The 21,260-nt window shown below is 63.7% G+C and carries 17 protein-coding genes and 1 tRNA gene; 10 read left to right on the top strand and 8 right to left on the bottom strand.

What is annotated here, in order from left to right:
- Positions 1-169: 169 nt before the first annotated feature.
- From der to C5L14_RS16445, 3 genes are all read right to left on the bottom strand, one after another.
- Positions 170-1,576 carry a ribosome biogenesis GTPase Der gene (gene der / locus C5L14_RS16455; RefSeq protein ID WP_181161201.1) on the bottom strand — a complete coding sequence of 469 codons (1,407 nt, stop codon included), beginning with the start codon at positions 1,574-1,576 and terminating at the stop codon, positions 170-172.
- Positions 1,577-1,578: 2 nt separating this feature from the next.
- Complete coding sequence (locus tag C5L14_RS16450) at positions 1,579-2,238, bottom strand: tetratricopeptide repeat protein (RefSeq protein WP_105863102.1); 660 nt, start codon at positions 2,236-2,238, stop codon at positions 1,579-1,581.
- A gap of 234 nt (positions 2,239-2,472) precedes the next feature.
- Entirely contained in the window at positions 2,473-3,363 is an 891-nt protein-coding gene (locus C5L14_RS16445) for a DUF2167 domain-containing protein (protein ID WP_181161200.1), read from the bottom strand.
- Between the two features lie 164 nt (positions 3,364-3,527).
- Here C5L14_RS16445 and C5L14_RS16440 point away from each other — a divergent pair, with 164 nt between their 5' ends.
- A complete protein-coding gene (locus C5L14_RS16440; protein WP_105863100.1) occupies positions 3,528-5,006 on the top strand; it encodes an AMP nucleosidase in 1,479 nt (492 codons plus the stop codon).
- Positions 5,007-5,091: 85 nt separating this feature from the next.
- Here C5L14_RS16440 and panB read toward each other — a convergent pair whose 3' ends face one another.
- On the bottom strand, positions 5,092-5,913 hold the full coding sequence (gene panB / locus C5L14_RS16435) for a 3-methyl-2-oxobutanoate hydroxymethyltransferase (RefSeq protein WP_105863099.1): 822 nt from the start codon (positions 5,911-5,913) through the stop codon (positions 5,092-5,094).
- A gap of 466 nt (positions 5,914-6,379) precedes the next feature.
- On the opposite strand from panB, the gene C5L14_RS16430 reads away from it, so the two are divergent.
- Positions 6,380-7,819 (top strand): hypothetical protein, encoded by a 1,440-nt coding sequence (locus tag C5L14_RS16430; RefSeq protein WP_105863098.1) that lies wholly within the window; start codon positions 6,380-6,382, stop codon positions 7,817-7,819.
- A 222-nt stretch (positions 7,820-8,041) separates the two neighbouring features.
- Here the strand turns inward: C5L14_RS16430 and C5L14_RS16425 are convergent, their stop codons facing one another.
- A complete protein-coding gene (locus C5L14_RS16425; protein WP_105863097.1) occupies positions 8,042-9,406 on the bottom strand; it encodes an Nramp family divalent metal transporter in 1,365 nt (454 codons plus the stop codon).
- A gap of 222 nt (positions 9,407-9,628) precedes the next feature.
- Between C5L14_RS16425 and mntR the strand changes: the two genes are divergently transcribed.
- The 3 genes from mntR to C5L14_RS16410 all read left to right on the top strand — a co-directional run bounded on the left by mntR (position 9,629) and on the right by C5L14_RS16410 (position 13,897).
- Positions 9,629-10,084: a manganese-binding transcriptional regulator MntR gene (gene mntR, locus C5L14_RS16420; RefSeq protein WP_105863096.1), complete on the top strand. Its 456-nt coding sequence runs from the start codon at positions 9,629-9,631 to the stop codon at positions 10,082-10,084.
- A 15-nt stretch (positions 10,085-10,099) separates the two neighbouring features.
- Positions 10,100-10,876 (top strand): hydroxypyruvate isomerase, encoded by a 777-nt coding sequence (gene hyi, locus C5L14_RS16415; RefSeq protein ID WP_105863095.1) that lies wholly within the window; start codon positions 10,100-10,102, stop codon positions 10,874-10,876.
- A gap of 162 nt (positions 10,877-11,038) precedes the next feature.
- The gene (locus C5L14_RS16410) at positions 11,039-13,897 is read left to right on the top strand and encodes a phosphoenolpyruvate carboxylase (RefSeq protein ID WP_105863094.1); all 2,859 of its coding nucleotides are present in this window, start codon (positions 11,039-11,041) and stop codon (positions 13,895-13,897) included.
- A gap of 94 nt (positions 13,898-13,991) precedes the next feature.
- Here C5L14_RS16410 and C5L14_RS16405 read toward each other — a convergent pair whose 3' ends face one another.
- The 3 genes from C5L14_RS16405 to C5L14_RS16395 form a co-directional block, all read right to left on the bottom strand.
- Positions 13,992-14,195, bottom strand: a complete 204-nt coding sequence (locus C5L14_RS16405; RefSeq protein ID WP_105863093.1) for a heavy-metal-associated domain-containing protein — start codon at positions 14,193-14,195, stop codon at positions 13,992-13,994.
- Between the two features lie 87 nt (positions 14,196-14,282).
- Entirely contained in the window at positions 14,283-15,128 is an 846-nt protein-coding gene (locus C5L14_RS16400; protein WP_105863092.1) for a protein-L-isoaspartate O-methyltransferase family protein, read from the bottom strand.
- Positions 15,129-15,256: 128 nt separating this feature from the next.
- Positions 15,257-15,332: transfer RNA gene (locus tag C5L14_RS16395), tRNA-Lys, on the bottom strand.
- A 212-nt stretch (positions 15,333-15,544) separates the two neighbouring features.
- On the opposite strand from C5L14_RS16395, the gene gnd reads away from it, so the two are divergent.
- The 5 genes from gnd (at position 15,545) to sseA (ending at position 21,200) form a co-directional block, all read left to right on the top strand.
- The gene (gnd, locus tag C5L14_RS16390) at positions 15,545-16,534 is read left to right on the top strand and encodes a phosphogluconate dehydrogenase (NAD(+)-dependent, decarboxylating) (RefSeq protein WP_105863091.1); all 990 of its coding nucleotides are present in this window, start codon (positions 15,545-15,547) and stop codon (positions 16,532-16,534) included.
- A gap of 3 nt (positions 16,535-16,537) precedes the next feature.
- Positions 16,538-18,058 (top strand): glucose-6-phosphate dehydrogenase, encoded by a 1,521-nt coding sequence (gene zwf / locus C5L14_RS16385; protein WP_105863090.1) that lies wholly within the window; start codon positions 16,538-16,540, stop codon positions 18,056-18,058.
- A complete protein-coding gene (pgl, locus tag C5L14_RS16380) occupies positions 18,055-18,780 on the top strand; it encodes a 6-phosphogluconolactonase (protein WP_105863089.1) in 726 nt (241 codons plus the stop codon). Before zwf ends, pgl begins: the two co-directional genes overlap by 4 nt.
- Before the next feature lie 68 nt (positions 18,781-18,848).
- Positions 18,849-20,345: an SEL1-like repeat protein gene (locus tag C5L14_RS16375; protein ID WP_181161199.1), complete on the top strand. Its 1,497-nt coding sequence runs from the start codon at positions 18,849-18,851 to the stop codon at positions 20,343-20,345.
- A gap of 9 nt (positions 20,346-20,354) precedes the next feature.
- Positions 20,355-21,200, top strand: coding sequence for a 3-mercaptopyruvate sulfurtransferase (sseA, locus tag C5L14_RS16370; protein WP_105863087.1), 846 nt, complete (start codon positions 20,355-20,357; stop codon positions 21,198-21,200).
- Positions 21,201-21,260 lie beyond the last annotated feature (60 nt).

The following is a 21,260-nucleotide window of genomic DNA, read 5'->3' as shown; positions in this document are numbered from 1 at the left end:
CCCATGGCGGCCGCGTTTTCGGACCCTGGATTGCTTCGCTGCGCTCGCAATGACGGTGCTTGATCGGTCAAGCTTCAAGATGGTCGATCCGGAGATCGACACTCCGCGTTTAATGTGACCTCTCCCGCAAGGTTGACGTCCGCCAGCGAGCGCGCCCGTCCCTGGAAACTTACTTTTTCCGGTCGAATGGATTTTTCGGCGACCGCAGGCTGAGCCGGATCGGCACGCCGGGCATGTCGAAGGTCTCGCGCAGGCCATTGACCAGATAGCGCTGGAAGCTGTCGGGCAGAGCGTCGAGCTGGTTGCCGAAGATGGCGAAGTGCGGCGGGCGGGTCTTCACCTGCGTCATGTAGCGGATCTTGATGCGGCGTCCCGACACGGCCGGCGGCGGATGATGTTCCAGCACGCCCCCGAGCCAGCGGTTGAGGCGAGCGGTCGGCACACGCCGGTTCCAGGTGGTAAAGGCGCGGAAGGCGGCTTCCATCAGGCGGTCCAGGCCCTGCTCCGACAGGCCGGACAAGGTCACCACGGGCGCACCGCGCAATTGCGGCAGCAGGCGCTCGAACATCTCGCGGGCGCTGGCCAGCGCCTTGTGGCGATCCTCGACCAGATCCCATTTGTTGAGACCGATCACGACCGCCCTGCCCTCGCGTTCCACCAGATCGGCGATCTGCAGATCCTGCTTTTCGAAGGGCGTGGCGCTGTCGAGCAGCAAGACCACGACCTCGGCGAAACGCACGGCGCGCAGGCCATCCGAAACGGAGAGCTTTTCGAGCTTGTCCTCGATGCGCGCCTTCTTGCGCATCCCGGCGGTATCGAAGAGCTTGATGCGCTTGTCGCGCCAGGTCCAGTCCACCGAAATGGTGTCGCGGGTGATGCCGGCCTCCGGCCCTGTCAGCATGCGGTCTTGGCCGATCAGGGCGTTGACCAGGGTAGACTTGCCGGCATTCGGCCGGCCGATGATGGCGATGCGCAGCGGGCGGATCACGCCCGCGCCGAGATCGATCGCCTCTTCCTCGCCTTCCTCGCCGCTGACGACCGCGTCGGTTTCCGCGACCTCTTCCTCCCGCTCGTAACCGGTGGCCGGCGCGATGGCGACGATCGCTTCGGCAAGATCCGCCATACCCTCGCCATGCTCGGCCGAGATCGGTACGGGATCGCCGAGCCCAAGTGCATAGGCTTCGTAGGCGCCCTGGAAGCCGGTGCGGCTCTCGGTCTTGTTGGCGACCGCGATGACGGGCTTGCCCGAGCGCCGTGCGACTTCCGCGAAATGTTCGTCGGCCGGCGTCACGCCGGCACGGGCATCGAACATGAACAGGATCAGGTCGCATTCGGCGATGGCCGCTTCCGTCTGGGCGCGCATGCGCCCGGCGAGCGAAGCGTCGTCGGCAACCTCGAGGCCGGCCGTGTCGATCACCTTGAAGTGGAGGCTGCCGAGCTTGGCATCACCCTCGCGCCGATCGCGCGTCACGCCCGGGCGGTCGTCGACGATGGCAAGCTTGCGGCCGACCAGACGATTGAACAAGGTCGACTTGCCGACATTGGGCCGGCCGACGATGGCGATGGAAACAGCCATGATCAGGCCTTGGCGGGCTGGTCGGAGGCGATGAGCTGCAGCATCAGTTCGGCCCGCTGACGCAGCGCCGGCGGCACATCCTTGTCGGTGATCACGGCCTGATACCATTTGGAGGCATTGGCGAGATCCTTGGCTTTCCAGGCCGAAAGGCCGAGCACTTCCCGCGCCGAATGACGCCAGGGCTCGCCCGCCGCAGTCAGCGGCTCGATCTTGCCGGCGAGATCCGCATAGGAGGCGGTGTCGACCATGAGATAGCCGCCGCGTATCTTGGCAAGGCTCTGCAGCACCGGACCGAGCGAAGAATCGGCGGCCAGAGCCTCATAGGCCTTGATGCCGTCCTCGATCTTGTCGTTGGCGGTCTCAGCCGCGAGGCGGAAACGGGCAAGGGTCTGATAGCCGGCGGTGCCGTCCTTCATCAGCGTGCTGAGCGCGGCCGCGGCTTCCTTGGTCTTGCCGCTCTGGGCCAGGGCAATCGCTTGCTGGAAACGCGCGCCGGTCGCTTCGGCCTGCTGCTTCAGGTAGTGCTGATAGGCGACATAGCCGGACACGCCGATGACCACGGCGAGAGCGCCGCCGAGAACGTAGTTGCCGTATTTCGCCCAGAGTTTCTGCGCCTTTTCGCGGCGCATGTCCTCACTGACTTCCTGGAAGATATCGGTCATAGACCCGGCTCGTATCCTCTAGAGCAAAGCGCGCTGTAGCAAGAACGCCCCTTGCCCTGTTTCTTTGGTTGGACGCGTCCTTGCGATTCCTGGCGATTCTGCCCGATCGCAAAACGCTTTGGTTCGCGCTGGCGCGAGATGTGATTTCGGCGTAGAGGAGCGGCCCCTTGCCGTCAAGCAAACAGCGCTCTTGGCCGCCCAAACCGAGATTAAATCTCGGTATTCCAGCGGTTTTCATCGCCGCAGGGCTCGCAACGCGCTGCCGGCGAGGATGGCCAGTACCAGGAGCACGGCCAATAGCCACAGCCAGTTCGCCTTGAGATAGGCCAACACCGTGGCGCGAAGGTCGGGCGAGGTGGGGGTTATCAGGCTCGTGACGGGACGCACTTCGGCCTGTCCGTTCACCGCATCCTGGTAGCGATGGCCGGCGGTGAACTGCAGGCCCGCGACGAGGGATTGCGCGATCGGCACGTGGGAGGCCACCTCGGCGGCCGGTGAGACCAGAGTCAGCTCGAAATAGCCCTCATTGCCGAGCACATAGCCGTGGATATTGCCCGTGCCTTCATCGGCTTCCCCGCCCTTTTCGGGGGTATTCGCGCCCCAGATCAGCGTATGCTGCCCTTCGTCATAACGTGGCCTGACCAGCCAGTCGCGAACCTCGAGTTGGGGCTCGCCGCGCTTTTCACGGGCGGGATTGCCTTCTTCCGTGGCCGCCTTGAGGCGTGCCAGCAGATCCTCGGCGTTCCAATTGCGGGCCTCGTCATCGTCGAAGCGCACGCCGGAGCGATAATCGATGAAGACGACCCAATTCTGTTCGCTCGTCGGCACCAGCATGCCGACGAGGTTGGGATCGCCGGGATAGCCGGAGGCGGAGGCCCAGACGCCCGCTTCCGGCTGGCGCACGAAACCGGCGCCCTGCGGAACCTTCAGGGTCGCTCGATCGCCCAGGGCCGTCACGGCGGGGCCCGGCTGCAGCACCTTCTGCATCGCCTCGACAGCCTGCTGGAGGACCTGCGCCTTACGCGCGCCCTCATCCTCCTGTGCCGATGCGGGGCCGGGCAGCAGCAGGAAAGCCACCGTAGCGATGGCAAGCAGATGCCTGGCGAACACATAGCTGGCGAACATGGGCGGTCTCCGATCGATGGTCATGCCCTATAGCGCCAAATCCTTTGCAGTCCATGTCGCCGTTGGAAATTTCATCGGTGACGCGATGTCATGTCGTTGCGATGTCACTTGGGCTGAACTAGAAGGTTGAAAAGGGAGAGCCGCATCGCGGCTTCGGAATTGGAATGACCACTAAGCCCCGCCGCTTCGACAATGCGAGAGCGGCCGTAGCGGCGATCACGCAGCTTTATGACGCGAACACCGCCCGCCTGCGGGAAGCCTTCACGGCTTTCACCCGTGGCAAGGACTTCGACCATCGCGTTCGCGCCTATTATCCTTATGTCAGCGTCAATACCGAGAGCCTGCCCACGCTCGATGCGCGCACCCCGTTCGGATTCGTGGCCGATACCGGTACCTATGCAACGACGCTGACACGGCCGGACATCTTCAGCCGCTACCTGGAGGAACAGATTGCGCTGCTGCTGCGCAATACGGGTGTCGACGTCGAGGTGGGCGAGAGCTCGACGCCGATCCCGATCCATTTCGCCCTCGGCGAGGATTATCATGCCGAAAGCGGCCTCGACTACGGGCGCCTTGCCCTGCTGCCGCAGATCTTCGATGTGCCCGATCTCACCATCATGGACGACCGCATCGCCAACGGCATCGATGTGCGCGCGGCGGACGGGGCCAAGCCTCTTGCGCTGTTCACCGCGCCGCGTATCGACCTCTCGCTGATGCGCCTGAAGCACTATACGGGCACCTCGGCGCGGCATTTCCAGAATTTCGTGATCTTCACCAACTACCAGTTCTATATCGACGAATTCGTGCGGCTGGCGCAGGCCATTCTGGCCAAGGGCGAAGGCGGTTCGCTGGGCTCCGGCTATACAGCCTTCGTCGAGCCGGGCAATGTCGTCACCGAACTGGGAGAAGAGACCCAGCAACTCGACGTGACGGGCCATCATCCTCCGCGCCTGCCCCAGATGCCGGCCTATCATCTCAAGCGTGCGGATGATTCCGGTATCACCATGATCAATATCGGCGTCGGCCCGTCCAACGCCAAGAACATCTCCGACCATGTCGCTGTGCTCAGGCCGCATGCCTGGCTGATGCTGGGCCATTGCGCGGGCCTGCGCAATTCGCAGATGCTGGGGGACTATGTGCTCGCCCACGCCTATCTGCGCCAGGACCAGGTGCTGGACGCGGATCTGCCGCGCGAAGTGCCCGTGCCGGCCCTTGCCGAAATCCAGATCGCGATCGAACGCGCCGTCGGGCGGGTCACGGGTTTGACCGGCTATGACCTCAAGCGGGTGATGCGGACCGGCACCGTCGCCACCGTCGACGACCGCAACTGGGAACTGCGTCCCTCGACGGTGCAGAATCTGCCCTTCATCCAGAGCCGCGCGATCGCCCTCGACATGGAATCGAGCACCGTCGCGGCCAATGGTTTCCGCTTCCGCGTCCCCTATGGCACGCTTCTATGCGTTTCCGACAAGCCGCTTCATGGCCAGCTGAAACTGCCGGGCATGGCGGATTCCTTCTATCGTGAACGGGTCTCCCAACATCTGGCCGTCGGACTGGAGACCATGGCGCTGCTGCGCGAGACGGACAAGCGCCAACTGCATTCGCGCAAGCTGCGGAGCTTCAACGAAGTGGCCTTCCAGTAAGGCTCGTTCGCGGCACGGGGGCCTGGTGATATTGTGATGGGCAGCGCTTCCGGAAAATGACCCTGCGCTTGCCCGGAGCTTCACCCTATTTCTTCTTCATGCCATAGGTGTGTTCGGCGGCCGGGAAGCTGCGGTCACGCACCGCATCGGCATAGCCCTGGACGGCTTCGCGGATCTGGTCGCCGAGCGAGCCGAAGCGCTTGACGAATTTCGGCACCCGGTCGGACAGGCCCAGCATGTCCTCCAGCACCAACACCTGTCCGTCGCAGGCCGGCGAGGCCCCGATGCCGATGGTCGGGATCGGGATGCTGGCCGAAATCTTGGCGGCGAGAGGCTCGGCGATCGCTTCGAGCACCACGGCGAAGGCGCCGGCTTCGGCAACCAGTTTGGCATCGCGCTCAATCGGAGCCCAATCGGTCTCCTCGCGCCCCTGGGCCTTGAAGGAACCGAGCGCCATAATCGATTGCGGCGTCAGACCGACATGGGCCATCACGGGCACGCCGCGCTCGGTGAGAAAGCGGATGGTCTCGGCCATGCGTTCGCCGCCTTCGAGCTTGATGGCACCGCAGCGGGTTTCCTTCAGAATGCGCGCCGCGTTACGGAAGGCCTGCTGCGGCGATTCCTCATAGGAGCCGAACGGCATGTCGACCACCACCAGGGCATGCGAGGAGCCACGCATCACCGCCCTGCCTTGCAGGATCATCATCTCCAGCGTCACCGGCAGGGTGGTTTCCATGCCGTGCATGACCATGCCCAGACTGTCGCCGACCAGGATGCAGTCGACGAAGGGATCGATGATGCGCGTGGTATGGGTGTGATAGGAGGTGAGGACCACGATCGGTTCTCCTCCCTTGCGCAGGCGAATCTGAGGGGCGGTGACTCGTTGGGACTGATTTTGAACGGACACGAAATTCCTCCTGGGCGCCCGGGGCCGATGCTGGTGTTACAGGTCGGCTGCGACGCTCCAATCACGGGCCGGAAGGGCATGGCGCTCCTTCCGACGACACACGCAGTCCTCTAAAACGGCCTAAGCCCGACACAGCCTGGCCCGAGGACGACACAGCAATCCTCGAAAAGCGTCATGGCGTAAAGCACCGAACCCGAATATTCCCGCACCCTGCCGCACCTTCTTGTCGCATTGCGGCATCGTAGCACTTCGAAACGGGCCTTGCTCGGCTGCGGCGAGGCGTCGTAACCATATTCGTCAACTTTTCAGGGTGGCCCGATGGACCGGGCTGCTTCTTCGTTAACAAATGGTTAAAGAATTTGTTTGCGCAGGCACTCCTCCGGACGCTATCTTTTCCGCTCTCGCGGCTGGATAGCCTTTTTTCACGTCACAGTGGGTGCCCGTGTAGCGTTTGGGTGGGAACGATATGGCTGAACCCCTGAAGAAAGACGAGGCTCTCGCGGCCGCTGTTCGCGAAGCATTTCAGCGCCATATGGAAAATGCGCGCTTGGCTGCCGAGGCTTTGAAAGAAAAGCAGGCCGCTGCCGCGGCGCAGCGTGGTGTATCCCCGCCTGCTCGAGATCCGCGCCTGATCGTGCCCAAACCGGCCAATGAGGCCGGTCCCGCCGAGGCAAAGGCGATTGCTGAGCCGGCCGAGGCCAAATTGCCGGAAGCCAAGCCGGCCGAGTCGAGCCAGAGCGACGTCAAGGCTTCTTCCCCTTCCCTCGATCGCCTGGTTGCGCTGGCGTCGCCGCCGACGGAGGCTGCACCGCGCCCCGCCGAGGTGCCGCCTGCCGAAGCCGAAGCGAAACCCGTCCAAGCACCCGAACCCTCTTCCCCGTTCGCTGCCCCACAGGCGGATCTCGCGCCGGTCGTCGAGGACAACGCTGACGACAGCGGCTTTGATTTTGGTGAAGCGCTTTTCATAGAAATCGCCCCCGAGGCGGAGAAGAAGGCACAGGCCGAGCCGCCGAAAATGCCGCGTGCGGCCTCGCTCGACACGCCGGCCCCCGAGCGGCCGGCTTCCGAGACCGATGAAATCTTCGAATTCCGCGGCCCGCCTTCCCGCGAGCGGCCGCGCATGTCGACGGTGAGCGCGACGGCCGGGCCACCGCAGGATCTGGACCAGCGAAGTGGCAGCAGCTCGGCCATGGCTCATGCCGAGGCCTCCGCGACGCCCGCAGCTCCTACGGTCCAGGACGAAAGATCGGCCCCGCCCCGCCCGGCGCCGGCGCGAAAAACCACGCGCTTCGGCGTCAATCCGGCGGCCAATGCCAATGAGACGCGGTTTTTCCGGCGAAGCTTGGCAAGGATCAAGGTTCCGCCGGCCCTCATCGCCTCCGTGCTGCTTGCCGCCGGCATTGCCGCGGTCGGCGCCTATTTCTGGGCCAATCCGGAAAAGCTGCAATCCTTGGGCAGCATGATTGCGCCGCCGGCCTCGACGTCGCCCGAAACGAAGGTTGCCGCTGCGCCCCCACCGGCTCCGCCTCCGGCTGCAGCGCCGGCACAGAGTGTCGCGCCTCCGCCGCCGGCCTCCGCAGCCGCCCCTGCCTCACCGGACGCGACGCGCAGCGTCAGCACCATTGCCATTACCGTGGACGAGGTCGATCAGGCGGTGCAAACGGCGCGTGAATTGTTGGCGGGAGGTGACGTGATCGGCGCGAGGGAAGCTCTCGAATCCTATCGCAGCGGGTCTGATCCGCGGGCCTTGTTCGCCTTGGCCGAGACCTATGACCCGGCCATCGTCAAGGATCCTTCTCAGGCGAATGCGGCCCAGGCAAAGGCGTTCTACGAGGCTGCAGCGAAGGCAGGCTCTCAGGATTCAGCCGAGCGCCTTGCCCGCCTCGCCTTGGTTCATGCCAATTGATCTGTCGTCCTCGGTGGCATAGCGGGTCTTAGAGCAAAGCGCGTTCAAGCGTGAACGCTTATTTGCTCTAGCTCATTGTTCTGACGCGTCTTTGCGATTCTTGGTGACTCCGTCTAATCGCAAAACGCTATAGCGGAAACAATTACAGCGTCGGAGCCGATTTCGAGATCGGGTCCAACGCTGTAGGGACGATTGCGGCAGGCCTCGCGCCTGTCTCTGAGTTCAAGCCCCGGTGAAGGTGTCGACCAGCAGCTTGATATCCAGCACCAGGATCACACCAGCGATCACCCAGGACAGGACCGTCAGCCAGATCGGCGTGACGAAGGCTCCCATCTTGCGCCTGTCCGAAACGAAGCGAACCAGCGGAATGATCGCGAAGGGCAACTGCATGGACAAGATCACCTGGCTGAGCACCAGCAGCTTGTTGGTGCCCTGGTCGCCGTAGAGCGCCGTGACGGCGACCACCGGCACGATGGCGATGCCGCGCGTGATCAGCCGGCGCGCCCAATCCGGGATGCGCAGGTGGAGGAAGCCCTCCATCACGATCTGCCCGGCGAGCGTGGCCGTTACCGTCGAGTTGACGCCGGAGGCCAGCAGGGCGACGGCCAGCAGCGTGGAGGCGATGCCGACACCAAGCATCGGCGACAGCAATTGATAGGCCTGCTCGATCTCCTCGACATCCGTCCGGCCATTCTGATGGAATACGGTCGCAGCCGTGATCAGGATGGCGGCGTTCACGAACAGGGCGAGCATCAGCGCGATGGTGCTGTCGGTCACGGCCCACCGAATGGCCGAGCGCTTGCCCTCATCCGTGCGCTCATAGGCGCGGGTCTGCACGATCGATGAGTGCAGGTAGAGGTTGTGCGGCATCACGGTGGCACCGATGATGCCGATGGCGATGTAGAGGGCCTCGGGGTTGGTGACGATCTTGGCCTGCGGCAGGAACCCGCCGACGATATCGTGGATCGCCGGAGCCGCGAGGACGATCTGGACGATGAAGCAGCCGAAGATCACGATCAGCAACGCGATGACGAAGGCTTCCAGCGTCCTGAAGCCGCGCTGCATCAGCATGAGCACCAGGAAGACGTCGACGGCCGTGATGATGGCGCCATAGACCAGGGGGATGCCGAACAGGAGATTGAGGGCAATGGCCGTGCCGATGACCTCGGCCAGGTCGCAAGCGATGATCGCCAGTTCGCAGGCGAACCAGAGCATCAGATTCACCGGGCGGGAATAATGGTCGCGGCAGGCCTGGGCGAGATCGCGGCCGGTGACGATGCCAAGCCGCGCCGCCAGAGCCTGCAGCACGATAGCCATCAGGTTCGACAAGAGGATCACGCTCAGCAGCGTGTAGCCGAACTTCGAGCCGCCGGCGATGTCGGTCGCCCAATTCCCCGGGTCCATATAGCCGACGGACACCATGTAGCCCGGGCCCAGAAAGGCCAGGAATCGGCGTACCCACAAACCCGTCTTCGGTACGGGAATGCTGGCATTCATCGTCCCCAGGCTTGGCCGCCTTTCTTCGTCGGAAGCCGCTCGCCAGCCCCCTTGGCCAGCTGAGGCCGCTCCTGCACCGTCCGCACCCATGCTCTTCTCCACCACGGCATTCCGCACATCTTCCTATCGGTCAATATAGCATATGCTATACTCTAAAGATTGGTCAATAGATAAACGCCGGGGCTGTATTTCATCGCCGGCATTGATAAGGCCTCGCGGATCGGGCATACCCGCAATTGCAATGCCGCAAACCGGGGTAGCGATTTCTTGCTGCCCTGGGTTGCATATCGGAATCAGCTAAGGAGAGCCGGCATGAAACGTTCCGCTGCGCTTTCGCCCCCCGAACCCGGGCTGGTCGACGCCGTCGTACATGTCGAGAGCTTCCGCCAGGCGCGCGAGGCGCGCCGCCTGGAACTGATCGAGGATTATGTCGAACTGATCGCCGACCTGATCAGCGATGGCGGTGAAGCCAGGCAGGTCGATATCGCTGCCCGTCTCGGCGTCGCTCAGCCGACCGTCGCCAAAATGTTGAAACGGCTGGCGGATGAAGGCTTCGTGGCGCAACGCCCCTATCGCGGCGTCTTTCTCACCGAAGCCGGCCAGGCGCTCGCCGAGGCGAGCCGTGAGCGCCACCATATCGTCGAGGCTTTCCTGCTGGCCCTGGGAATCGATGCCGATACCGCCCGCCGGGATGCCGAGGGCATCGAGCACCATGTCAGCAAGGCCACCCTCGATGCCTTTTCGCGTTTCGTCAAAGCCAAGACCTAGGGCCTATCGTCAGCCATGCCGCGTTTTGCCGCCAATATCTCGATGCTGTTCAGCGAACTCAACTTCTATGATCGCTTCGAAGCGGCCGCCAAGGCGGGGTTTGCCGGCGTGGAATTCCCGTTTCCCTATGATTTCGACAGGCAGGAATTGCGTCGGCGGCTGGACGCCAACGGTCTTGCGCTGGTGCTGCATAATCTGCCGCCGGGGCGCTGGGGGGACGGCGAGCGGGGGCTGGCCTGCCTGCCGGATCGCAAGGCGGAGTTTCGCGAAAGCGTCGCCCTGGCTCTGGATCACGCCACCTTGCTCGGCTGTAGTCAGGTGAACTGCCTCTCGGGAATCCCGCCCAAGGGGGCGGACCCCAAGCTCATCCGCGACACGCTCCTGGACAATTTGCGCTTTGCCGCTGACGAAGCCGGGCGCGCCGGTATCCGCCTGTTGGTCGAGGCGATCAACACGATCGACATGCCGGGCTTCTATCTCAACCGATCGCGGCAGGCGATCGAGATCATCGAGGAGGTTGGCTCGGACAACCTCTATTTCCAGTATGATATCTATCATATGCAAGTGATGGAGGGCGATCTGGCCCGCTCCATCGAAAGCCAGCTCGCCCGCATCGCGCATCTGCAGCTTGCCGACAATCCCGGACGGCATGAGCCAGGAACCGGAGAGATCAACTATCCCTTCCTGTTCGGGCATATCGACCGGATCGGCTATCGGGGATGGATCGGCGCCGAATACCGGCCGTTGCGGGGCACGGTCGAGGGACTGGGCTGGCTTCCTGATCGCAGCTGACGCCCGCCTTGCGCGAGCAAATGCGATGCAATCGGTATGCGCCCGCCGCCGCCGCCGATCGTTTCTTTCATTTTTGCTGTGTCGGCGGCACGATTTTTGCTCGTTTCGAACGCGCGGGTGGTTTATGGGACCGCCTGAAGAACCTGTCGACCGAGAACCCAGATGGATGCACCCTTGCCGCAGCCTGGACCTGACGATCGTATCATCGAGCTCGAACGTTTCTGCCGCGACAAGCTCGACAGCGCTCGCGCCAAGCTGGTTGACGAGCCTCGCTACAATCCGGTGGCCCAACTGGCCTTCGAGCTGTCGCGTGAGCTCGAAGCCGGACGCCTGACGCGGGAGGATTTCGAAGCCCTCGCCCTGCGGCTCAGCCAGGAGACCTTCTCGGCGCGCGCGAAGGCCTTGCGGGACTATGTCGGTCCGCTCGACATGCCAGGCAATCGCAAGAGCCTGCGCCGTGTTGCCGAACATTTGCTCGCAACGGGTCGTCGCAGCGTTTCCAATGCCTCTCCGCTGGCGCGCACCCAGCTCGGCATCGTCTTTACCGGGCATCCGACCTTCCTGCTTTCAAGCGCCAATCGGGCGCGCCTGGCCCGGATGGCCTGCGGTAGCGAGGCAACGCTGCCGGATGCGCTGATGGCACCGGACAATCCCATTACGCTGCAGGTCGAGCATGGCGCCGCAATGGTTGCCCTGGATGCCGCCAAGACGGCGATCGGTGAATTCGCCCGTGTCGTCGCCGAAGTCCTGCGCGAGCGGCGGTCGCCCGAATGGCGCACCGTTACCGTCGGCTATGCCGGCCTCGGCACCTGGATCGGCTATGACCTCGACGGGCGCACCGATATCCAGTGGATCGATTCCTTCCGTTTCCGCCTCGCGGAAAAGCAGCACCAGATCGACCGCTATCTCGGCGAGGTCCTTCGCATTGCCGCTCAGGTCGGGCCGGATTCGCAGACCGCGCAACGTCTCGAGGAACTGACCGCGCGCATCGAGCGCACGCGCGCCTGGAACGCCGGCATTCTCGAGGCTTTCGGCCAGTCGCCGCTCGACCGACCCGCACTCCGGCAGGCTGCCGACCTTCTCACCGCGCGCCATCCGGATGCAGCCACCAGCGTCCGGCCTTACATCGCCTTGATCGACATCGCGATCGCCGATGCCCCGCCCGAGATCGCGCTCGACCTCGTTGCCCTGCGCAGTGAAATGCTGACCCTCGGCTTCGGAGTCGGCGAAGTGCATATGCGCATCAATGCCACGCAATTGCACAATGCCATGCGCCAGCATCTCGATATCGATTCGGAGGAGAACATCACCTCCCGCTCGATGCTGGAACGTCTGGCGACGTTCATTCGCGACGCCCAGCCGGTGTCCGTCAACTTCGGTTCGCTCGACATCGAGCAGAAGACGGCGCTGCGCCAATTCGTGCTGGCGGCGCAAATCCTCAAGCATATCGACCAGGATTCGAGCATCCGTCTGCTCATTGCCGAATGCGAGGCGCCGGCGACGGTGATGGCCGCGGTCTATTTCGCGCGCCTGTTCGGTGTCGAGGACAAGCTCGACGTTTCGCCTCTGTTCGAGACGCCGACGGCGCTGGAAGGCGCCTCGCGGTTCTTCGACGTGCTATTCGGCATCGAGGAATATCGCCAGGCGGTGCGCCGGCGTGGCCGGCTGGCGATCCAGACCGGTTTTTCGGATTCGGGCCGCTTCATGGGTCAGATCACCGCGGCGCTGGCGATCGAGCGCCTGCATGGGCAATTGGCCCGTGCCTGCGAGCGCCACCGGCTGACGGATGTCGAGGTCCTGATCTTCGACACCCATGGCGAGTCGGCAGGGCGCGGCGCCCATCAGGGCAATTTCGAGGACCGGGCCTTCTATGTAATGAGCCCCTGGGCGCGCCGCGAATTCGAGAGCCGGGGCATTGCCCTCAAGCACGAGATCAGCTTCCAGGGCGGCGACGGCTTCGTCTATTTCGAGACGCCGGAACTTGCCCTCGCCACGCTGACGCGCATGCTGGAGGCCGAAGTGGCCTGGCGCGAGCAGCCGGCCAGTGACGATCCCTTCTATTCCAATACCACCTTCTCCTTCGACTTCTTCCGCAGGCTTGCCTCTTTTCATAGCAAGTTGCTCGATGATCATGCCTACCACCGGGCGCTCGGTTCTTTTGCCCAGGGCCTGCTGAACGAAACCGGCTCGCGCAAGTCGCGGCGCCAGTTCGACGTTTCGGGCGGCGAGGTGCATCAGGTCCGCCGTATCAGGGCCATTCCGCACAATGCCATCCTGCAGCAGCTCGGCCACCCTGCCACGGTGATCGCGGGCTTCGGCACGGCGCTGCGGGGCGACGAGGACCGTTTCATCGATACCTTCGCCAAATCGGACCGGCTGCGCCGCCTGACCTCGCATGTCGTGCATATGAAGCGGCGCTCCAGCATCAAGGCGCTCGCGGCGTTCTCCACCCTGTTCGACCGTTCCTTCTGGTCGACGCGTCCCTATGCCGGCGCCGAACCACATCTGGCAGAACCCTGCCTGTTCATCACGCAATTGCTGGAAGAGGATGACCGGGCCGCTTCACTCAGCGAATTGGCGGTGAAGCTGCGGCTCGATGCCATCTCGCTTCATCGCCTGCTCGACCTTGCAGGACAGGACCTGGGCAAGTCGATCTCGGAAAACCGGGAGAGGCTCGACATGCTGCAGGCGGTTCGGCTTGCCCTGCTCCAGCACATATTGCTGATGGCGGCGCGGGTGCCGAAATTCTCCACGCGCAACGACGTCTCGCGCGAAGACATCATGGAACTGATCTTCAGCCTGCGCATTCCCGAAGCGGTGGCGCTGCTGCGCGATGCCTATCCGGTGAATGGATTGACCATGGAGGGCTACAGCCTCGCCGAGCCCTTCACCTATCCCGGCGATTCACCCTCGAACTACGCTGCGCTGACACGCAATCTCATCGATCCGATCGAAAGAACCTATCGGACGATTCTCGCCATCGGCGCCGCTATCGCGCTCGAGTTTGGAGCTCACGGCTAAACCCGGGAGTGACTGCGATCCCGCGGCACCGCAATTCTCCCGCGCGCGGAGCAGGGGCCGGCAAGAGCCGGCCCCTGCTCCGGCGGCTCGGTCATCAAGCCGGCAGCTTCTCGTTCTCGTAACCGGCTTCGGCGATCGCCGCACGCAATCTCGCCTCGTCGGCGGCGCTTGCCACCTTGACGGTCTGCGTGCCGAGGTCGATTTCGACGGCTGCGCCGGGATCGATCGCCTGCAGCGCCCCCGTAATCGTCTTGGCGCAATGGCCGCAGCTCATTTCCGGTACTTTCAGCGTGATCATGTGAGGTCTCCGTTCGATGAAGACCTTGTAGGACTTCCCATCATTGTAAGGTCAAGCGTCTTTTGAGGACCACATTCGTGCGGACGGTCAGGCGTCCAGGGCGGCCGAAGAAAACCAAAGATCAGGATAGACGGCAATCGCGCTCTCATCAGGAACCCTGGCAGCCATGGGCCAAAGCGAGCGTACGGCCGAGGCTTGGCGAGAGGAACGCGGCGGACGAATCGTTGGGATTTCGCGCGACGCGCCGGTGCAGGGAATGAACCAGGACGGCATCAGGGCCCTGACGGCAAAGCCGGCGGGGCTGGCATCCACCCGCAGGGCGATGCCGATCTCCTCGCGCGGACGCCAGGGAAAGATCAGGCGACCGCCGGGCTGCAGCGCGGCCAGCCAGGCAAGCGGCGGAGCGACCACGCCGGCATTGACATAGATGAGGTCGGAGGGCGGCAGAGCGACGCGCGTGGCATCGGCGTGAATCACACTGACGCCATCGAACGGCTTGAGGTTGCGCCTTGCCTGCTCGGCGAGATCCTCCTCGATTTCGAACGCGGTTACGCGTCCGCCGGGCAATGTCAGCACCGACAATATGGCGGTGTAATATCCCAGGCCAGCCCCGATATGGCTGACCCTCTCCCCTGCCCTGGGAGCCACTGCCCCGAGCCAAGCCGCATGCAGGGCGGGTTCGCCCGTGTTGATCTGCTTGTCGGCCTTCAGCGCAACCAGGCGATTCCTGTAGAGATGAATCGGGTCGGCATCCGGGGTCTCGACGTAACCGCCATGATGCGTCGTCAGCCACGGGCCGGGCGGCAAGAAGGCTTCGCGCGGCACAAGTTCGAACGCCCTCTCGATGCGCGGGTCAGCCGATCCGCTTTCCTTCAGCATCGATCTGGCAAAATCGCGACGTGCCTGCTCCAGCGCGGCTTTCTCGCTTGCCATAAGTCCCCACCTGCTCTGATCCCGTCGCAGAATCTAACATTCTTTGTGCGGACGGGCTTGCAGATAGTGCGGGCTGGATCCGGTGTTGGGATGATCAGCCGTTTCATTGATAATGTCAGGAAAATCAGTGGTGAGCTCGGTGGGATTCGAACCCACGACCCCATGATTAAAAGTCACGTGCTCTACCGACTGAGCTACGAGCTCTCACCAGGCGGGACTTTGTCCCGCAATGGCGGTGTCTCTAAGCGTCATGAGCGGGTGGGTCAAGCTGACATTGCGGCGTGCCATGCAAAAATGGCGCGTCATCCCCTCGTCATGCTCATGAAGTGATGAATACATGCGCTTGCGACAGCTGAAAACGGTGCTAAGCACGTACGGACGATAAGCTGCCGGGGGCGGCAAAAGGAGATCAGCCAATGCAATTGGGAATCATCGGCTTGGGCCGCATGGGCGGCAACATTGCCCGCCGCCTGATGAAGAACGGCCACACCACCGTCGTTTATGACCGCGCTCCTCAGGCGGTTCAGGCACTGGTGGCCGAAGGCTCGATTGGTGCGGGAGACCTTGCCGATCTCGTCTCCAAGCTGACGCCGCCGCGCGCCGTCTGGGTAATGCTGCCGGCGGGGGCCATCACCCAGGGCACCATCGACCAGCTTTCGCGCCTCATGTCTCCCGGCGATGTGATCATCGATGGCGGCAATACCAATTGGAAGGACGACGTCCGCCGCGGCAAGGAACTGGCTGCAAAGGGGCTCGACTATGTCGATGTCGGCACCTCCGGCGGGGTCTGGGGCCTGGAGCGCGGCTATTGCATGATGATCGGCGGCAAGCCCGAGACGATCACCCGCCTCGATCCGATCTTCGCCACGCTGGCGCCGGGCATCGGCAACGTTCCTCGCACGCCGGGACGCGACAAGCACGATCCGCGTGCCGAGCAGGGTTATATCCATGCCGGCCCGTGTGGCGCCGGACATTTCGTCAAGATGATCCACAACGGCATCGAATACGGCCTGATGCAGGCCTATGCGGAAGGCTTCGACATTCTGCGCTCCGCTGCCAATGAGGGCCGGGCGGAAGGCGAGAAATTCGATTTCAACATGGCTGACATCGCCGAAGTCTGGCGCCGCGGCAGCGTCGTCACGTCCTGGCTGCTGGATCTCACGGCGACGGCCCTCGCCGCCGACGAGGAGCTGAGCGAATATTCCGGCTTCGTGGAGGATTCCGGCGAAGGGCGTTGGACCATCGAGGCCGCCATCGACCAGGCGGTGCCCGCCGAAGTGCTTACCGCCGCACTCTACACCCGTTTCCGCTCCCGTCAGGAGCATACTTATGCGGAGAAGATCCTCTCCGCCATGCGCAAGGGGTTCGGTGGCCACGTCGAGCCGAAGAATTCCGTAAAGGCCTGAGTTATGAATGCCCACCACATCAACAAGGGCGGCGCCGCCGGCCCTTGCTGCTTCGTCGTCTTCGGCGCCAATGGCGACCTGACCAAGCGCCTGCTCGTCCCCGCTCTCTATAATCTTGCGGCCACTGGCCTGCTGCCGGAGAACTTCGCCATCGTCGGCGTGGTGCGTCGGCCTATGGAGGACGACGTCTTCCGCCAATCCCTGGTGGATGGCCTCAAGCAGTTCGCCACCCGGCCCGTCGATCAGGCGGTCGCCGACAAATTGTTCGCCTGCGTCACCAGCGTGGTTGCCGAGGTCGACAATCCCGACAGCTTCCGCGACCTCGCTCGGCACCTGGAAAAGGTAGAGAGCGGACGCAACACCGGCGGCAATCGCCTCTTCTATCTGGCGACGCCGCCTTCGGGTTTTGCGCCGATCACCCGGCTCCTGCAGGAGGTCGGCCTCAGCCAGGAGGTGGAAGGTGGGCCCTGGCGGCGTGTCATCGTCGAAAAGCCCTTCGGCACCGATCTCGCCTCGGCTCAGGCTCTCAACCGCCAGCTTCTGAGTGTGCTGAGCGAAGACCAGATCTATCGGATGGATCATTATCTGGGCAAGGAGACGGTCCAGAACATCATGATCCTGCGCTTCGCCAACGGCCTGTTCGAGCCGATCTGGAACCGTGATCACATCGATCATGTCCAGATCAGCGTGGCCGAAACCGTCACGGTCGAGCGCCGCGGCGCCTTCTACGACGCGACCGGCGCCCTGCGCGACATGGTGCCAAACCATCTGTGCCAGCTGCTGTCGCTGATCGCCATGGAGCCTCCGGCCCGCTATTCGGCCAATTCGGTGCGTTCGGAAAAGGCCGAGGCCCTGGCGGCAATCACCCAATACACGCCCGAACAGGCGATCCTGAACTCGGTGCGTGCGCAATACGGTCCCGGAATCATCAGGGATACGCCGATCACCGCCTATCGCGCCTCTCAGGACGTCAACCCCAAGAGCGTCACGCCGACCTACACCGCGATCAAATTCGCCATCGACAATTGGCGCTGGGCGGGCGTGCCCTTCTATCTGCGCACCGGCAAGGCGCTGGCCAAGCGCAAGACGGAGGTGGCGATCCGTTTCAAGGACGCGCCGATCGCCATGTTCCGCGACACGGCGCTGTCCGGCATGGGCCCGAACACGCTGGTGCTCGACATCCAGCCGGAAGAAGGCATCACGCTGCATTTCAACGCCAAGGTGCCGGGCCCCAAGATCGATCTGGCCGGGGTCGGCATGGACTTCAAATACAAGGACTATTTCGAGGCGGCCGCGAGCACTGGCTATGAGACGCTGATCTATGATTGCATGATCGGCGACGCCATGCTGTTCCAGCGTGCCGATGGGGTCGAGGCTGGCTGGGCTGCTGTGCAGCCCTTCCTCGATGCCTGGGCGAATGCCGGCGATCGGGGGCTTGCCACCTATGCCGCCGGCTCCGAAGGCCCGGCGGCGGCTGAGGTCATGCTTGCCCGCGACGGGCGCAGCTGGCGACCGATCGCATGAGCAGCGAGCGCATCATCGACATCTCGGATAATGCCGACGCCCTGGCCGACCGAGCGGCCGACTGGTTCGTCGCCGAACTCAAAGGGCGGCCGGGACCCATCGCAGTGGCGCTATCCGGGGGCTCGACGCCCAAGCGGCTCTACGAACGCCTGGCCCGCGATCCCTGGCGCTCCGCCCTGCCCTTCGAACGCATTCATTGGTTCTGGGGCGATGAACGCATCGTGCCCGCCGACGATGCAAGGCGCAATACGCTGATGGCGAAGGCCGCCTTGCTCGATCATGTCCCGGCACCCGAGCGGAACATTCATGAGGTCGCCGCCGCACCGACCTCGCCCGAGGTCGCGGCGCAGGCCTATGAGCAGGCGCTCAAGGCTTATTACGGCGCCGACGCGCTCGATCCGGATCGGCCGCTCTTCGATATCATGCTGCTCGGCGTCGGATCCGACGGGCATACCGCCTCGCTCTTTCCGGGCAAGCCGGCCCTGACGGTGAGGGATCGCTGGGTTACCCATTCCGATCCCGGCCTGGATCCGTTCGTGCCGCGGGTGACCCTGACCTTCCCGGCCATCGCCTCCAGCCGGGCCGTCGCCTTTCTCGCAGCAGGGGCCGACAAGCGAGAGACGCTGTCAAAGGTCTTCGCAGGGGCCGATCTGCCGTCGGCCCATGTCGAGGCCGCCGGGCCGATCCACTGGTTCCTGGACAAGGCCGCCGCACCGGAGTGACCGGCCGGCAATTTGGCTCGTGCGTAGACGGTTTGGCTTTTGGGGACGTGATGGCAGGAAGTAGAGGCGTGGCCGCACTGGCCGCGACGTTGATGACAGTGCTCGCCGGGCAGGCCTCGGCGGAGATGTTCCCGGTCTATCGGTCCGACGACTATTGTCTCGATACGGTCGGCCGGCCGCCGAAGGCGACGTTGGACAGCCCGGAAATGGTCGCCTGTTTCAACCGGGAATCGCTGGCCTATGTCGAACTGAACGACATCTGGGCCAAGGTACCGGAAGACATCCAAGGCTCGTGCTATGGGGAGGGCCGGACCAAAGTCGAAACGGGAGCCGGCTCCTACGCCAGGCACCTGGCTTGTACCCAGCGTGAGATCGCCGCTCGGTCCCGACCCGGCACCGGCGGGCCAGTGACCGAGTGTGATCGCTTGGCTTCGCGCGGCGGAGCCGATCCGCTCTCCCTCGCTCCCGGTTTCACCATGGCGGACATCGATCACGCCAAGGCGATCCCGGCTTGTGAGCAGGCCTTGGCCGAGCGGCCGCAGGAAGGCCGGTTTGCCTATATGCTCGGGCGGTCCCTGGAGGCGGCCGGGCTGTATGAGAAGGCGCGCCAGTCCTACCTCAAGGCCGTCGACCTCGGCGAGAAACGAGCGTTCCTCAACCTGGGTAATCTCTACGAGGAAGGCCATGGCGTGGAACCGGATCTTGCGGTGGCCGTGGCATGGTACAGGAAGGGCGCCGATGCCGGCGAAAGCGGCTGCCAGAACAATCTGGCCGGCCTTTATCTGAGAGGCGACGGCGTCGAACAGAGTTTCGAGCAGGCTCTGGCTCTCTATCGCAAGGCCTTCGAGCATGGCGACGGCGAAGCGGCCTACAATTTGGGGGGCCTCTACGAACAAGGCAACGGCGTCGAAGCCGACACTGCCGCTGCCATCGACTATTATCGCAAGGCTGCGGCGGCCGGCAGCGCCAACGGGCAATATGAACTCGCTCGGCGCTATGCCAAGGGAGATGGTGTCGAGAAGAATGCGACCCTTGCCGTGGTCTGGTACACCAAGGCAGCGCGACAGGGCCTGAGCTCGGCCCAGATGGAGCTCGGTTATGCCTATGACGAGGGGGTGGGCCTGTCTCCCGAGCCGGCCGAGGCGGCCAAATGGTATGCCAGGGCCGCGGACAAGGGGTACAACGCAGCCCGGCACAATCTGGCGTTGTTCTATACCGAGGGCAAGGGCGTGCCAAAGGATCCGGCCGTGGCGGTTTCGCTGTATCGGCAGGCTGCCGAGGACGGTTACATTCCATCCCAGACCAATCTTGCCGTGCAGCTCGCCGATGGTACCGGTGCGCCCAAGGACGAAGCCGAGGCATTGAAATGGTTCAAGCTGGCGGCTGAGCAGGACGAACCGGTCGCCCAGTTCAATCTCGGTGTTTTCTATGAGGAAGGGCGCGGAACCCGCGCCAGCAAGAAGGACGCCATCGCCTGGTATCGCAAAGCTGCAGCCCAGGGGCATGAGAAAGCCAAGCTGGCTCTAGACCGGCTTACCGGCAAGAAAACCCGCAAGAAGGCATAGGAATACACCATGACCTCCTCTCCCCATCTGGTTTCCACGGCCTGGCTGGCCGCGCATCTCGGCGACGAGAATTTGGCGATCGTCGATGGCTCATGGCATTTGCCGGCGACCAATCGCAATGGCCATGCGGAATATCTGGCTGCCCATATTCCCGGTGCCGTCTTCTTCGATATCGACAAGATCGTCGATGCGAGCAGCGGGCTGCCTCACATGCTCCCAAGTCCCGAGGTTTTCTCTGCAGCCGTCGGCGCCCTCGGCATCAGCGAGAACAAGCATATCGTCGTCTATGACGGTGCGGGTTTGTTCTCGGCCCCACGGGTCTGGTGGACCTTCCGGATCTTCGGTGCATCCAAGGTCTCCATCCTCGACGGCGGCTTTCCGCTTTGGCAGGCCGAGAACCGTCCGATCGAAACTGGTGAGCCGCATCCGGTGCCGGCTCGCTTCACCGCGCGTTTCGACGGCAGCCAGGTAAAGAGTGTCGGCGAGGTCCAGGCAGCCTTGGCGGAAGGCAGTGCGGAAATCGTCGATGCTCGGCCCGCCGAGCGCTTCCGCGGCGACGCGCCGGAACCGCGTCCGGGTGTACGGCCGGGGCACATGCCGGGCGCCCGTAACCTGCCCTATGCTGCTGTTGTCGAAAACGGCCGCTTGGCCTCTCCCGAGGCGATCCACAACGCGATGAAGGCTGCCGGCATCGATACTCAGAAGCCGTTGGTGACGAGTTGTGGCTCGGGCGTGTCGGCTGCCATTCTGGCCCTGGCTTTCGATGCCGTCGGCAAACCGGTCCAAGGCATCTATGACGGGTCCTGGGCCGAATGGGGAGCTCGGCCGGATCTGCCTCTGGCAAAGGGCGATTGAAGCGCCTCATTCGACCACTTCGCTGCAGGTTTCATGGCCCGCCCGCACCGCTTGCCCGCG

Source organism: Labrys okinawensis (genome assembly GCF_002982075.1).
GTDB lineage: Bacteria > Pseudomonadota > Alphaproteobacteria > Rhizobiales > Labraceae > Labrys > Labrys okinawensis_A.
The sequence above is the reverse complement of the archived record's forward strand: the minus strand, read 5'-3'. Positions and strand labels throughout refer to the sequence as shown.